This window comes from Pseudomaricurvus alkylphenolicus (genome assembly GCF_011683955.1).
Lineage (GTDB): Bacteria > Pseudomonadota > Gammaproteobacteria > Pseudomonadales > Cellvibrionaceae > Pseudomaricurvus > Pseudomaricurvus alkylphenolicus.
Window position 1 is genome coordinate 256,649 of record NZ_JAAQPI010000001.1, and the last position, 15,208, is coordinate 271,856.

The 15,208-nt window shown below is 50.4% G+C and carries 12 protein-coding genes; 2 read left to right on the forward strand and 10 right to left on the reverse strand.

What is annotated here, in order from left to right:
- Positions 1-147 precede the first annotated feature (147 nt).
- The 5 genes from HBA55_RS01020 to HBA55_RS01040 all read right to left on the reverse strand — a co-directional run bounded on the left by HBA55_RS01020 (position 148) and on the right by HBA55_RS01040 (position 6,291).
- The gene (locus tag HBA55_RS01020) at positions 148-2,322 is read right to left on the reverse strand and encodes a TonB-dependent receptor (RefSeq protein WP_166985636.1); all 2,175 of its coding nucleotides are present in this window, start codon (positions 2,320-2,322) and stop codon (positions 148-150) included.
- 173 nt (positions 2,323-2,495) lie between these two features.
- A complete protein-coding gene (locus HBA55_RS01025; RefSeq protein ID WP_166985639.1) occupies positions 2,496-3,737 on the reverse strand; it encodes a serine hydrolase domain-containing protein in 1,242 nt (413 codons plus the stop codon).
- Positions 3,738-3,791: 54 nt separating this feature from the next.
- Positions 3,792-4,652: an alpha/beta fold hydrolase gene (locus HBA55_RS01030; protein ID WP_166985644.1), complete on the reverse strand. Its 861-nt coding sequence runs from the start codon at positions 4,650-4,652 to the stop codon at positions 3,792-3,794.
- Between the two features lie 56 nt (positions 4,653-4,708).
- On the reverse strand, positions 4,709-5,119 hold the full coding sequence (locus HBA55_RS01035) for a hypothetical protein (protein WP_166985646.1): 411 nt from the start codon (positions 5,117-5,119) through the stop codon (positions 4,709-4,711).
- A 5-nt stretch (positions 5,120-5,124) separates the two neighbouring features.
- The gene (locus HBA55_RS01040) at positions 5,125-6,291 is read right to left on the reverse strand and encodes a M24 family metallopeptidase (protein ID WP_166985649.1); all 1,167 of its coding nucleotides are present in this window, start codon (positions 6,289-6,291) and stop codon (positions 5,125-5,127) included.
- Positions 6,292-6,554: 263 nt separating this feature from the next.
- Here HBA55_RS01040 and HBA55_RS01045 point away from each other — a divergent pair, with 263 nt between their 5' ends.
- Complete coding sequence (locus tag HBA55_RS01045) at positions 6,555-7,607, forward strand: helix-turn-helix domain-containing protein (RefSeq protein ID WP_166985653.1); 1,053 nt, start codon at positions 6,555-6,557, stop codon at positions 7,605-7,607.
- Positions 7,608-7,657: 50 nt separating this feature from the next.
- Here the strand turns inward: HBA55_RS01045 and HBA55_RS01050 are convergent, their stop codons facing one another.
- From HBA55_RS01050 to HBA55_RS01070, 5 genes are all read right to left on the reverse strand, one after another.
- The gene (locus HBA55_RS01050; protein ID WP_166985656.1) at positions 7,658-9,103 is read right to left on the reverse strand and encodes an amidase family protein; all 1,446 of its coding nucleotides are present in this window, start codon (positions 9,101-9,103) and stop codon (positions 7,658-7,660) included.
- Between the two features lie 13 nt (positions 9,104-9,116).
- Positions 9,117-9,890, reverse strand: coding sequence for a 3-hydroxyacyl-CoA dehydrogenase (locus tag HBA55_RS01055; RefSeq protein ID WP_166985659.1), 774 nt, complete (start codon positions 9,888-9,890; stop codon positions 9,117-9,119).
- A 141-nt stretch (positions 9,891-10,031) separates the two neighbouring features.
- On the reverse strand, positions 10,032-10,403 hold the full coding sequence (locus HBA55_RS01060; RefSeq protein ID WP_166985662.1) for a nuclear transport factor 2 family protein: 372 nt from the start codon (positions 10,401-10,403) through the stop codon (positions 10,032-10,034).
- Positions 10,404-10,424: 21 nt separating this feature from the next.
- Entirely contained in the window at positions 10,425-11,720 is a 1,296-nt protein-coding gene (locus HBA55_RS01065) for a serine hydrolase domain-containing protein (RefSeq protein ID WP_166985665.1), read from the reverse strand.
- 16 nt (positions 11,721-11,736) lie between these two features.
- Positions 11,737-13,899 (reverse strand): TonB-dependent receptor, encoded by a 2,163-nt coding sequence (locus tag HBA55_RS01070; protein ID WP_166985668.1) that lies wholly within the window; start codon positions 13,897-13,899, stop codon positions 11,737-11,739.
- Positions 13,900-14,176: 277 nt separating this feature from the next.
- Between HBA55_RS01070 and HBA55_RS01075 the strand changes: the two genes are divergently transcribed.
- Positions 14,177-15,208: a helix-turn-helix domain-containing protein gene (locus HBA55_RS01075; protein WP_166985671.1), complete on the forward strand. Its 1,032-nt coding sequence runs from the start codon at positions 14,177-14,179 to the stop codon at positions 15,206-15,208.

Sequence of the window (15,208 nt, forward strand, 5' to 3'; positions counted from 1 at the left end):
GTTTCCCGAATACAACACGAAATTACAGGCTATTCTCTGGTTCCCCAAGGGTTCGTAATATCCTCCAGAGACCACGTAGTTTAAGTGTATCGAAACATGTCTCGATCGACGTCAGATATACCGCCACAAATTTAAGAGAATGCGCCATTAAAAGCTATAGTTAACTTCAACGCCAACCGTGCGGGGTCGCATTCTAACGGCTGGAACTCCAAAAGAATCAAACACGGCCAGCTGTGAAACAGCACCATCTTCGTTAGTCAGGTTTTCTGCGGTTAGAAAAATACCCAGATCATCATTAACATTCAGGCCAACTCTTGCATTAACCACTGTCGTTGCATCGGAGGTAAACGACGAATCGAGGGTATAGTCTGTGCGTTCTCCGACATACACCGCATTGAGAAAAGCTGAAGCGGTCATATCAGACAGTGTCCAGCGGTAAGCTGCAGACGCTGAAAAAGTCTTTTTCGGTGCCATAGTCACTTGATCGCCTTTGAGTGTACCTGTATTTGTGCCGTCTTCCTGATACTCTGACGTATTGACGTTGCCTGATAGGGTCAACACCAAGCCCTCAACACCGCGATAGACTAACCCTAACTCTAACCCTGCCCCCTCGGCTGTTGCGGCATTTTCTACATAGCTGCCAGGAGCAGATTGCGCGTCGAAAAAGGTCACATAGGTTTGTATATCATCCCACTCAAGGTGGTAAGCCACAGCTTCCAAAGACAGGTCGCCCTCCAAAAAGCTTACCTTCGCACCCAGTTCGTAGCTGGTGACCAGCTCTTCATTGGCTACCAGAGGTACATTAACGCCCACACCGGCACCTGACAGAATACTGAAGCCAATATTCATATAGCCGCTGCGAAAGCCTTGGGCTACATTAAGAAAATAGAGAGAATCCTCGTCAGGGGTCCATGAGATATTGACCCTTCCCGTGGGTTTATCAAAGCTTTCGGTGCGCGGATTCCCGATGCCAAACAGTTCCAGAAATGGAGCCGAAGGGCCGCTATCAACAATTTCTCGATCATCTTCAAAATAGCGGGCACCCAGCGTTAATTTCCAGTTATCTGCCAGCTGGTAATGAAGTTCACCATACAGAGCCCACTGCTCAGATGAGGATGTGTAAATTGAAAAGTCAGCGAAGGAAATGGGTATGATACCCTGGAGAACGAACCCTGCTGTGGTAGTGGATTCTGTCTCCATATCCAAATACATAAATCCTGCTGTCCAGTTTACTGGGCCCTCAAGATTGGAACTTAGTCGAAACTCCTGTGAAAAGCTCTCGGACGTATTTTGGAAAGTGAAGGGAGCCAACAATGCGTCATATCCTTGATAAGAATCATTCTCCAAATAGGAAGTGGTGCTCACGAATACAAACCAATCGTGCTCATATTCGATATTTACACCGTAGAGGTCTGACTCGTTCTCAGTCAACGAATAGCTTGATTCCGCAGCACGTACACTTCCCGAAGGTAGAAATGTTGCCGGATCAAGCTCAACAAAAACCGCACTATAGTCCAGGTTTTCGTCCGCAAAAGGTGAAGGCTGATTATTTTCCATGTGCCAATAGGACGCTTTTATGGAGAGCTTTTCCGTCGGCGTATATAGTACCTTGATTCGATGCGAGGAGTCCTCCATATCGTTGAAGTTGTCAACTCCTTCAAGGGGCCGATCTATATAACCTGCTTTTTGAATATGAGAGCCAACCACACGTAGAGCCAGAGTATCTTCAATCAACGGGATATTCACCGCTCCCTGAATCTTCCAGTTGTTTCCTCCATTGTCAGTAGCCGAGGTCGCAATCGTGGCCTTACCCGAGAATTCATTTATGTACGGGTCTTGAGTGATGATTCTGATAGTACCGCCTGAAGAACCGGATCCATAAAGTGTCCCCTGGGGACCTCTTAAGACCTCTACGCGATTGAGGTCGAACGGATTTAATTCCGGGGATATGTTTTGTCCGACACGTGTAAATGGCATGTCGTCCAGATAGTAGCCGACAGGAGAATCACCAACAACACCGGAAATACCACGAATACTGATGGACTCACCCTGCCCTCCCGCCTTCGAGGAACTTACTCCAGGATTGACAGATATGGCCTCAAATAACGATGTATAACCTCGTGCTTCCAACTCCGCGCCACCGACGGCTGAAATGGAGAGTGGAGTATCGGAAACTGATGCGCCTTCCGAACGTTTTTCGGCCGTGACAATTATCTCCTCAAGCATCCAATTATCCTTTTCCGCCGATACCGTTGTGGCGACGGCGCTTAATGCCATAAATAGAAGACCTCGTTTGAATCGAAAGTTAGCCTGGTAGTTCATAGTGAGTCTCTCCACGTTTTTTGTGTTAATAGTTACAGACTGAATAAAAGACTTGGGAATGCTACCGCTGCATCTTTCACATCAGATAACTGATATTGTACTTATGAATCTTGCCAGCGATGTATAGCTACAGTCATAAACCTTTTGTAATTGATCGTAATTGAAAGAGCCGTCTAGTTTGCGCACTTCAGAGTCACCTCAAGCAGACGATCACTACGCACATCGCCCACTGTGACTCCCATGCGGTTATTGCAGTAACCAAAACCTATGCCCGTGTCCGGATCTGCATGTGCCAGATTACCCCCGCCGCCAAAATGGAAATAGCTCCTGGGCCGATTAATCAGGTGTTGTTGCGTTGAGTTTGGCTTCATACAGCCCCCCTGAAACAAGGTGGTCTTCCCTTCCAAAACTGCATCCCGCTCATCGACCCCCGTTTTGGGATGCGTTTTTTCCAGCTCAGCAAGGATCTCCGGCGCTAGTCCCAGCACTTCACCACCCGAAGCACACACTCCCATAATGTGGGCCATGGCGCGAGCGGTTCCAATACCATTCCCTCCCGGCAATTCGATTTTTCGCAATGCACGACTATGGAATGCGGAAAGATCCCCTACCTCAGGTGGATTATGCAGCATTCGGACCTGAAGCGATTGCTTCTGAAATCGTTTTGGAATAAATCCCAGTACTGCTGTTCTTGGCGAATCCGAAACGGCCTCAACCAAAGTCCTCCAATTCACGATTTCATTGGCCACACGATCGTCTGAAATCGAATCCGGCAAACCGATGTAAAACTCTTCATTGAGTCGTTGGTTGATTTCCTCTCTGACAAAACAGCCAATGCTTCTCGATTTCGGGTCTGTTCGCCGCATGATCTCATTGCAGTACATTCCATAAGTCCAGCCATGGTAACCATGACGGGTTCCAGGCTCCCATTGTGTATTTTGACAAGCCAGAATCTCACTGAGCGTATCGTAGTCTGCAAGCAAATCCAGTGTTAGAGGTTCGTTGACGATTGGCAGGCCGGCGGAGTGATTGAGAATCTGGCGAATGGTGATATCCTGTTTGCCGTTAACCGCAAATTCCGGCCAGTGAGCTGCCACCCTATCATCTAATTGAAAGTATCCTCGCGACATGGCCATCGCCATAGCGATGGCGGTAATAGCTTTTGTGCTGGAATGAACGCAGGCCATTGTATCGTATTCCCAACGTCTGGCTTTGTTCTTATCCTTGTATCCGCCCTGCAGATCAAACAGCAGTTTATTGCCTCGAAAAGCCGAACATGCGGCTCCAATCTCACCGCGTTTGCGAAAGTTCTCCTTGAAGGCACTCAGAACCGGCTCGAAGCCAGGTAAAATCGACCCAGCGATGGGGTAACCCTCTACGCTCTCAGAGACCTTATACATACTTGCTATATCCATCACTTATCCCTTCCAGTTAGCCAGTCATTGCGGGTCGGAATTTATTCATATTGATTACCATTGATACGCTTTTAGTTCGTTGAGCAACAAGGTTCCAATATCGTCAATTCCAGAGGGAGCCTTCGCCAGAGATGTATGATCGTAGCCCGGCAGCTCTACCACCCGCCAGCCGAGTCGCTCAAGATCACTCCGGCGTTTTCGATTATTCTCAGCAAGTGGGATGACCAGCTTCATATCCGGCTCGCCAATATCGTCGGAACCAAAGTAGGTGATCCTGGGGCCCGTCAGTTTCGCAATCTCTTTTTCTTCGTCCCACTTGCCAACAAGAGACTTGTAGTAATTGGTGATGGAGTCCAACATATTTGTCAGGTTTCTGAATACCATAAGTTTTTTGCTGGGAATCAATCTCCTGACAATCGAATTTCGGGTTATCACTTTCAAAAATCTAGCGGACAATCCATCGTTCCATTTCACCATGAATTCCAGCAATTCCTCATAAGGACCGGATAAGGGAGGCCAGCCTCCGATAGCGACACCCGCACATCGATCCGTTCGGATAGCAACCTGAAGAACGGCATTTGCACTCCATGAATACCCGAGAGCGACAAACCGATCGACACCCGCAGCATCGGCGACAACCAGGTAATCCGAAGCTACCGTTTCGGCCGTGAGATCTTCACTGTTGCGATCCGACTTCCCCACCCCTCGAGGGTAATCAAAGAGAACAATCTTGAAATGTTCTCCTAACCTTTCAATAAATGCTCGATTGATGTTTCTCTGGTGATCAGCGCCGCCGACACCGAATTCTGCGAAGGCATCAGCCCAGGGATAATTTACAAACAGGGCTTGACCATCAGCTTTTCCCTTTATCTCGTAGTACAGCCGGCATCCATCACTTGTTGTGGCATATGGCATTCAGCATCACCTTCAATTCTGTCTTGGGGAGGTTACGTTTGTCGATTTGACTGCTTTTATACTGGACTACTGAGATAGGTCGACCAGGCAATCAACAGGCCAATGGCGAGTACCAGGCTGCCATAACCATTGATAATTACCGCCCACCACCAAGCAGCCGAAGAAGAATATGCCTTCATGCCCGCAGGCGATCTTGCAGCCTCGATGTGACGCCAAAACCCGAGGCGACCCAGCAACAGCAGAATAATCGGCGCGGTGTAGCAGTAAAGAACTTCCAGGCTTAAAAAACCTACTAATATTGGCAATGCAAACACCGGCAGACTCATCAAAGAGTGCAGCGGCTGATCACGCTCACCGACCAGGGCTCGCCCTCCACGATACACTCGGTATATTCCCACGATATTATAGACAACGGCCATGACCAACCACAGTATCTGAGCGGAAAGCCAAAATGAGAGCTGACTCAACACAATCACTCCTTGATAGGCAGTGTCATCTCTTCCAGACTGTCTGCCATTGGTGTCATCGAAACATTACCCTTGTCGGTGGTCATAACCGTATCCGAGTGGCGGAAACCGCCAACCCCGGGCAGATAGATACCAGGCTCAATGGTAAAAAACATACCCGGTTCGATTTCACGATGGTAGCCCTCCGCCAGGAACGGTGCCTCATGGCCCGTTACCCCGATACTATGTCCAGTTCGATGCAACAGATTGTCCTCGTAACCGGCTTTCTTCAGAACATTGTTTACGGCTTCGTCAACATCGTGCATCACATTACCCGGAACCGCCAATTCATAGGCTTTCGCCCGCGCCTCCATCATTACTTCGTAGGGTTTCTTAGCCACTTCCGGAACATGTCCCAGAAAGAATGTGCGTTCCACTTCGGTTCCATAACCGTTGATGGTGCCGTTGATAATGCAGACATGTGGACCACCCTCAGTCATGGCAACGTTGATGTCGGTAAAGTTGTGAGGGTCGTCGGATATTTCCGGCGGCTGAAATACGGCAGCGACCTTTGAACACAGCATGTTCGTATTCGGCATATCCTTCAGGGCTTGCAGCATCATCTGCCCACTAATGGAAGAACTGACGTCCATCAGCGTCCTGCCCGGTCGCGCATTCGCTAACAAAGATCCCAGGCCTTCGACGGCCAAATCACTGCTGTATTTGATTCGAGATATCTCGAAGGCCGTTTTGACCTGACGGACATCATCGACAATATCGGTACGAACAGTAGTGCCGGGCACTTCCTCGTAGACCTGCAGGGGGCAAATCGACTCGACACCGACCCTCCCCCCTGGCTGGAACTGATCCTTAAACCGGTCTGCCCATGTCCGACCTGCAGGAGCGGGAAATTCAAAGTACTCCACCAAATCGACTTCACCGACCTTACGAGCAGTTACGTGTGGAATCTCAAGTTTTGGAACAATAAATTTCAATCTTCCGGTGATCGGAATAATAATGATAAAGGGTCGCTCGTGTACGTAATTCGCAAAGTTAGTCAGGTAGAACACATTGTCAGGACATTGAGCAACATAATAGTCCAGCCCCAGCTTGATCATCTCCGCTCTCACACGTGCAAGACGCAAGTCCATTTCTTCAGGTTCTGGGAAGGTGAAAACGGGATCAATATTCATAAGCTCCTCGAAACAACGTATGGGTCAGTAACAGATAAGGGATATTGTAACGAGAGTTTTGAGGCAACCATGTACAGCGAAGGCCATAAACCTTTTGCAATTGATCATGATTACGCTCAATATGAATTTCGGGTAAATTATTGAAAACACGCGAGGGAAGGGAAAATTCCTTATCTCCTCTGGGACTATCAAGTGGCAACTTTTATAAATTTTGGGAATTTAAAGACGCCAGATAGCCGATTAGAACCTGGTTGACTATTAGTATGAACCCCAGTTTTTACCAATTAACACCTTTAGAAATCTTCCACGGTAGACCTTTTATTGCTGGTTCTCAGCTGAACGGCGGACATTTACGAACGCCCGTTTTTTCTGAAAACTATGCCAGTTGCCAGGTTAGCGGAGGGGGCAATCTGCTTAAGATTCGCCCTTCCCGAGAATGTCATGACAGCTACATCGAAGCATTTCAGCTTTCCCCCTATACCTCTTGCTCTATCATCAAGCTGTCGGCGAATTCCGGTCACAAATTGAGTTTCGATGGCAATGACCTGATGGGCTTCTGTATCGGACTGAGTGGACGAAGTTATCTTCCATCCTTAGGTTCAACCTGTGTTGAGCAAGGCAATCCATTTGGCGCTCTTGTCTATGCCCCGCCGGAGGCGCAAGTCACCATAGAATCAAACAATGACTCTGACTATCAAGCAGTTAGCATAGTGTTCAAGAAATCACTGATTGAGCAGGCCCTGGGGATGGGCAGACAAGAATTACCCAGGCATCTGTCGAGTTTCTTGTCTCATGCTGACAAAGGGTATCAACTGCAATCCTTGAAGCTGCCCTATCGCTCAATTGAACTCGCCACAGAAATGCTCAACAGTCAGGAAGAAAGTAACCTTCGCTACATGCAGTTGTTATCCCTGGCTAACACCATGATGTTCGAGTTCCTGCGATCGCTTTCCATTGACGACACAACACAGACCAACAAAGATGTCAAATCTCTGGCAAGAGCCAAATCGCTGCTAGAGCAGAATCTGTCCGCTCAGTACAGTCTTCAACAGCTGGCAAAGGAAGTGGGGCTCTGCAGAACCAAACTTGTTACTGGATTCAAGGATCAGTATGGAAGCACGGTAGCCGACTATCATCGAGAAGTCAGACTCAAGGAGGCCTACCGCCTTGTCAGGCAAACCGAAAAAACGTTTGCAATCATTGCCGATGAGACGGGATTCTCGAGCTCAAATCATTTTGCCACTTGCTTCAAAAAACGGTTTCAGAAAACCCCCAGTGAAATCAGAAAGCTCAATATCGAATTACGTGGTAAGTAGAGATCTGGCCCTCCCGAGGCCCTGCAGAAGGCCCCTGGAATTCGGGAGATTCAACCCTGTTCCCGAATGGGGGCACGCTGATCGTTCCAAAGTGCAGTCTTTTCCACCTGAGCCGCCACACGAATCAGCGTCGCCTCATCCGCGTAGCGAGCCACCAATTGCACACCGATCGGCAACCCATCCTTGCTCATCGCCAGCGGCAGTGAAATCGCCGGCTGACCGGTAATATTGAATTGAGCGGTAAAAGGCATCACCTGGCTGGCGATGGCATCCCTGTCTGCGGCCAGGCTGGGTATAAAGCCCAATTTCGGAGGCGGCGACGCAATGACCGGCGAAAGCAGCAGGTCATAGCCATCGTCACCTTCCCACCAGGCGGTAGTCTCACGCACAAAGCTGTTAATGCCGACAAGGGTGTTGGCACAATCCGCAACCGACAATGTCTTTCCAAAGGTAGCATCCACCCAGGTTCCAAACTCAACATCGGCTTCCGTAACCGGGCGGCCAAGTAGTTTTTCGATATTGTCAAAGGCCTGGGATATACCGGTACCGACAATATTTCTCAGCAGCCGTATCCAGCGCTCTTGAAAATAGGTTTCAGGCCAGGCCGACTCGACTCTGTGACCAAGGTTGGACAACAGATCCGCGGCAGACATGACCGCATCGCGACATTCTTCGTGCAGGTCGCCCAGCCCGTTAATATCGCAAACGCCGATCCTTAACGCCCCCGGCGCACGCTCCAGTTCTTCCAGATATGGCCTCTGCGGGGCCGGGCAGTAGTGAGAATCTCCGGCCAGATTGCCGTGTACCAGGTCCAGCGCCAGGGCACTGTCGCGCACCGAACGGGTCATCACACCCTGGGTATGAATTGCCGCAAAGGTTTCACCCAAATCAGGACCTTTCGAAATTCGTCCCCGAGATGGTTTCAGGCCAACCAAACCATTGGCACTTGAGGGTAAACGGATACTGCCGCCCGCATCGGTACCAATACCAATGGGCGCTATGCCGGCGGCTACCGCGGCAGCCGTACCGCCACTGGAACCCATGGTGGAATGTTCCGGGTTCCAGGGGTTGCGCGTTACCCCAAAGAATTCGTTTTCACACGAGCAAGGCCCATTGCTGGAGCCAAATTCGGGAACATTGGTTCTGCCGACTGAGATCACTCCGGCCTTTTTTAAACAGGCTACGATATGGCAATCCCGTTGACCGGTGAGACCTATCTCCTTGAGAAGACGACTTCCGGTATATTCCGGCTCTCCCGCTTCCGGGGTCACCATGTCTTTAACCACCATCGGTACACCGGCCAACGGACCGCAACCCGAATCAATTTGATCCGCCTCCTGGCGAGCCTTTTCAAATCGCGTGGAGGAGAACGCATTGATCTTGGGGTTGATCTTTTCGCAGGCACGGATGCTGGCTTCAAGAACCTCCGCGGGCGTAAATTCGCCCTCCTTTATCCGCTGTGCCAATCCAATAGCATCGTAGTCAAGTGGATTCACAACAGGTCTCCTTCTAGCGCGGTTGCAAACGAATGGCACCATCCAGTCGAATGCATTCACCATTCAGGTATTCATTCTCCGCCATCATCACCGACAGATGCGCAATTTCCTCGGGGCGTCCCAGTCTCTGGGGATTAACGACCATCTGCTCCAGGGCCTTGTAGACATGCTCCGGGGCGGTATCGAACAGGGGGGTGTGGATTAGTCCCGGCACAATGGTATTAACCCGAATCCCCAATGGAGCGAGATCGCGTGCCATCGGCAAGGTCATACCAACAACACCGCCCTTGGACGCACTATAGGCAACCTGCCCCATCTGGCCTTCGTAGGCAGCAACAGAAGCGGTATTGATGATCACACCACGGCCACCATGTTCGTTATAGGGTTCGTTTTTGGCGATCTGCTCGGACGCCAGTCGCGCAACGTTGAAGGTGCCCACCAGATTGACGTTTAACGCGTGTTGGTAGATATCCAGTGGATGAGGACCATCCTTGCCATAGGTCTTGCAGGCGGGGGCTATGCCGGCAAAATTGTTGCAGATATGGATAGCACCATAGCTCTCCATCACACCGGCAATGGCTTGCGCAACGGAACTTTCGTCCGCCACATTGACATGAGAGAATGCCACATCCTCAGCACCCAGTTCAGCGACCAGAGCTTCGCCACGCTCGTTATTCATATCAAAAATGGCGACTTTGGCGCCCCTGTTGACATAGGCTCTTACCGTCGCCTCCCCCAGGCCGGAGGCACCACCAGTGACAATTGCTATTTTTCCGGAAATATCCATCTATTACCTCTAAGTTCTGTGCTTGTTCAGTTCAGGCCCACCAGACATCATCTTACTTTGATTAGGAAAAATGGGGTTTCAATGCGGACAGAATGTGTGTATATACGATCAAGATTTCTTTGAAACTGCGACTGCAAACGCTCAATCGTGAAAATGGTAGGTCTTCGCGGTAAATTGCCAGATCCCGTCAATTTTCATCAACTGGAAGAAATCCGTGGCGACCACGTTGATATCGTTAAAGCTGTACTCATCCACCTCCACAGTGGCAATGGGCCCGGCGATCTGGATATGGGAGATATCCGCCGCATAGTCCTGCCAGGAGGCCGTCGATTCGGTCATCACCTTGATCATTAGATCAACGCCGGTAAACACCGGCTTGCCGTCCTTCAGGGAAGTCATTATGAAATCCGGATGGAACAAGCGGTCAAAGACCTCAACGTCCTTTTTTGGCCAGGCATCCAGATACTGTTGCACCGTATTTCTGACTGCGATTTTTTCATCAACTACTGACATTGTTATTTCCTCCTTTCTACTTCAAAGCATTGCCTGGTAAACGCGGGACTGAAACTGCTCATAGAGATCCGCCAAGGGGTGAAACTGATAACCAAATACGTGAGTAAAAAACAGCGTTACCAGCTTCTCCTTCGGATCCACCATAAAACTGGTACCACCCGCGCCTCCCCAACCGAACTCGCCGATGGATCCCGGCGTGTGTGCACCCGCCAGGGTACGCCTTACAGAAACACCAAAACCAAAACCATAGCCCGGCGTTCTGTAGAGATTGACCTCGTCATTGGGAATGTGATCAGCCGACATCAGCTCAACGGTTTTTCGCCCCAATATCTGCTGATCTTCCCATATGCCATTATCCAACAGCATTTGCGCAAACTTCAGGTAGTCGCCGGCGGTAGAGAGCAGACCACCATAAATGCCGTTGCCCGACATGCGCTTTTGTTCCGGGAAGGATGCCTTTTCAGCCGACTGTGGTGGGGTGGCCACTATTAAATCGCCTTCAGGGCCCCATGCGTGCTCCGACGTCAGGTCGTCGACGTTGCTCTCAGAACAATAGAAGGATGTACTTTCCATTCCCAGAGGCGCCAACAACTCCTGCTTTAACAGTTCATCGATGGAGCTGCCGGTTATGCGCTCCAACAGCAGAGTCAGGACATCATAGTCAGACCCATATCGCCATTTCCTGCCAGGGTGACTCGCCAGCGGCAACGCCGCTATGGCAAGGACGCTGTCGTGGAAAGACGCGTGAGGTTCGCGCGGGAACATTTCCGGAGGATAAAACCCGGTAGCGCTCCATATTTTTCCCAGCGGGTATATCTGGTCGGCACTCACATCCTGGGGGGACGTCGACAGGCCACTGGTCATGGTCAGCAGATCCCGAACCGTAATCTCCCGGAAGGCCACCTCCTGAGGTACTCCCGCGATAGCCCCCCGAACGAGATCGGCTGCAGAGTTATCAGGCAATCTCACCTTTAAATCGGAAAATTCCGGCAAGAATTCAGAGATCGCCGAATCCAGCAGGAGGCTGCCTTTTTCATAGAGTCGCATGGTTAATGCCGCGATAACCGGCTTGGTTTGCGAATACATTCTGAACAGGCTGTCTTCCGACAGAGGCGTTTTCTTTTCCATATCGCTATAGCCCGTTGCCCTGGCATAAACGATCTTTCCCTCTCTGGCGACTATCGTCGTAGCGCCCGGAATCGAACCCTCAGCAACCGCCGAATCCATCATTGCCGAGAGGCCATCCAGTCTTTGCTGTGAGAAGCCTACGTCTTTTGCCGATGTGCAGGGCAATGGTAATTTAGAAAAATTTTCCATAAGTCATTCACTTAGCTTAGTAGGCGTACTTAAGATTAAGCCCTGCCGTTCTGGGCTTGACGCGAGTACCGATAACACCTGGGTCGAGCGTGGAACTGACGGCGGTAGTCAGACCATCTTCATTGAGGAGATTGTCCACATAGAAGAACAGGCCCCATTGTTCCGATTGAACACCGGTACGGAAATTAGCCAGTGTATTGCTGTCACTCTGGTATTCGATGCCGGTAAAGTAGGTTGGCTTCTCTGCGGTTTTCTGCAGGTTCAGATGAAGAGTCCATTCCAGACTGTCATTAATCGGGCGGTTATAATCCACCGAGGCAAACAGTGAATACTCCGGCACCTGGGCGATACGCGTGCCCGCTTCAATAGCACCGCCCTGCACCCCAAAGGAGTCCTTATACTCGGAATTGTTAACATTGCCCCCAAATTGAAGGCGCAAATCATTAACAGGTACATAAACCAGTTTGAGGTCTAACCCGTAAGATTCCGCTTCACCGACATTACGACCTACCAACAAGGGAATATTGACCCCCGGTGCCGCCGGGTTGCTGATGAATATGGTTTCAAACGCCTGCACATCCGACCAATCGTTGTAGTAAAGTGCGGCCTCAACCATAAAGCGATCATCTTCGGAGCGGAGTTTTCCACCAATCTCATAAGTCCACAACTCATCAGCATCGGCCGAGGGGTCCACCACTTCGGTACCCAAGGCAAATAAAACGGAAGTTAGTGAATTCTGCGTACCCGGCCGGAAACCTTTGGCGATATTGATATAGCTCATGGCCCTGTCGGTCCACTGAGCTGTCAGGTTGAATCTTGGTGTCACATTGCTGGATCCCGTCTCCCGGTGAGTCGGCACCCCAAAGAAAGAGGCGATTGCGATGTTTCCCAGGGCCGATTCATCGGCTTCCCTTTCGTCATCGACATAGCGCAGGCCGACAGTCGCCTCCAGCCTGTCTTCCCAGAACCGATAGTGCATTTCGCCAAACACAGACCATTGTTCGGATTCGTAACGATCACCCACCAGTTGTACGACCTGGCTGGGCGATGACTGGGACACCGTGAGAAAGTCCGATGCTTCCTCCGAATCTTGATAAAAGGCACCGACGGTCCACTGCAGCGCACCCTCATGCGTGGATGCCAGGCGAATTTCCTGATTGAAAGACCGGGTTTCTCCCCGGTTCCACAGATCATTCAACAGAGTAGTGGTGGAGTTGAGACTTTCGGATTCCAGGTCAATCAGGCTGGTGGCGGAATACAGGCTTACCTCCGGGAAATCGTATTCGATTGATAGGTTGTAGAGTGTGTACTCGTTATTATCAAAGAGCGCTTCCCTCTCAGAGGTACCTATCGGGAACAACAAATTTGGCGAATCATACTTATAGTCTTCGTTGACAAAAATGGGGGCGGCATCTGTTTTCGAGTACCATACTGAGGTCCGCACTGTCAGCTCGTCTGTGGGTGTATAGGTCAATTTTGCGCGGACACTGTCGTTTCTATGGTCGTTATAGTCGTCCTTCCCCCTGGCGACGTCATCGATATAGCCGGCATTGTCCTCGTATCCTGCAACAATGCGGGCGCCCAGAACACCGTCTATCAGGGGCACATTGACAGCGCCGAACACTTCATAGTTTTCACCGGCTTCGGTGGTGGTGGACACCGATGTATCCAACTTGGCCTCGAAATCCGTTGTACTGGCGTTCCTAGTTCTTACCAGCACAGCACCACTGGACGAACCTGCACCATACAAAGTGCCCTGGGGCCCTCTCAGGACCTCGATTTGTTCAAGATCAAAGGTTCCAACAATGGGAACAAACGATGTGTTAACACTGGTGTAGGGCAAATCATCCAGATAGTAGCCGACCGTCGCGTCTCCAAAGTCTGAGGAAATGCCCCTTATCTGAATGGAAGCAGAGGTGGCGCGCGCCGTTTGCGCCAGGTTCACGCCAGGAGACATCTCCAGCACGTCGGTAATGGAAGTGGCCCCTACCGCTTCCATACTGTCTCCCGTAAAGGCGGAGATGGCCTGGCCCACCTCCAGCAGATCTCTGCCGGCACCCCGCTTTTCAGCGGTTACCACTATTTCCTCGATCAGGAAATCATTATCGGCGTGACTGTTGAGTGCATAGACGCTGCCGGCGACTGTACTTATGGCAAATGCTATTGCTTTTGTTTTCATATTTTGTCCTCTCCCCTCGTACGGTATTTCGAGCTGAACACGGCTCGTACATTGTCTGGATATTTTTAGTCACCGTGTTGTGACCATAGTAGTACTATTCCAGCGCCCGCTTTTCAGATTACGACCGCAAATTCTCAGCTTTCGAACAGAAGATTCCGCTTTATTCATGATAACTTCAGCTAAGGCGACAGTGGCTGTGTTATCCCGGGGGAATTTGTTAGAATCGGGTTATTGGAGAGATCGAATATAACTTGTTGTCATATGGCTAGTGAGTGTTATGCGCATTGATGAGGGTTTAGAAACCGGTTTTATTGGCCAGCTGCATAAGGATGCCCTTGACCGAGCTGCCGGTTTCCTGGAAAGCAAACCAGAGCCTGGAGTTCCAGCCATCCTGTCTTATCAAACGCCGTCCGCTTCGATTGAAACCTCCTTGCATAATCAGGATTTTGGCAGGACCTGCGGGGACTACTTGCAACTGGCTCGATTATCAGAGGATCTTTACTCTGCAGCCGTCTGCATCTCCAGTGATTCACCTTTTCGAAATGTTTCCAAGATCCGCAACGTTATGGGGTTCTTCGTTGGCGGCAGCTTCGATGCCATCACACCCGCTGGTGATATCAGTGCTTCGCCCAGGAATGGAGAAGCCTTTCTGTTCAGCTATCCCTATGACGAAACCGGAATCTTCGAGACACGAGCCTTCTCAGAACAAAAGACCGTTTGTATTTATTTTGAAAGAGACCGTGTCGAGAACGCGTTGGGCATGAGCATCGCACAGTGCCCAAGTTCATTCAGGCAGTTTTACGAGGATTCACAATATAGCTGCCAATACATGCCTCTACCTCTGTCATTCAGCGCATCGGCGGTGGTTCAGGACCTACTGGATTCGCCAACCGAGGGCGCCCTTCGGTATCGGCAGATATCTTCGGCGGCCAATTATCTGTTACTGCAGTTCCTGCAGACTCTGGCAGACATCGATAAAAGCAAAGACCCCTATACAGACAGGCTTGAGCAAGCGAAATCGCTGCTGGTAAGCGACCTCAGCGCCCGCTACACCCTGGACACGATTGCCAAAAAGGTCGGCATTGGCAAAACCAAACTCGCCATGGAGTTTCGTCGCAAGTTTGGTGTTACTGCAACGGAGATGCGACGGGAAGCGAGACTGACCGAAGCTTTCCGACTGCTTAAGCAAACCGGAAAACCCATCGCCATTGTCGCCGAGGACACGGGGTTTAAGAATCAAAATTATTTCTCAGACGCCTTTAAGAGTCGTTTTGGTCTGTCTCCCAGAGACGCACGCAAGAAAGGTTGA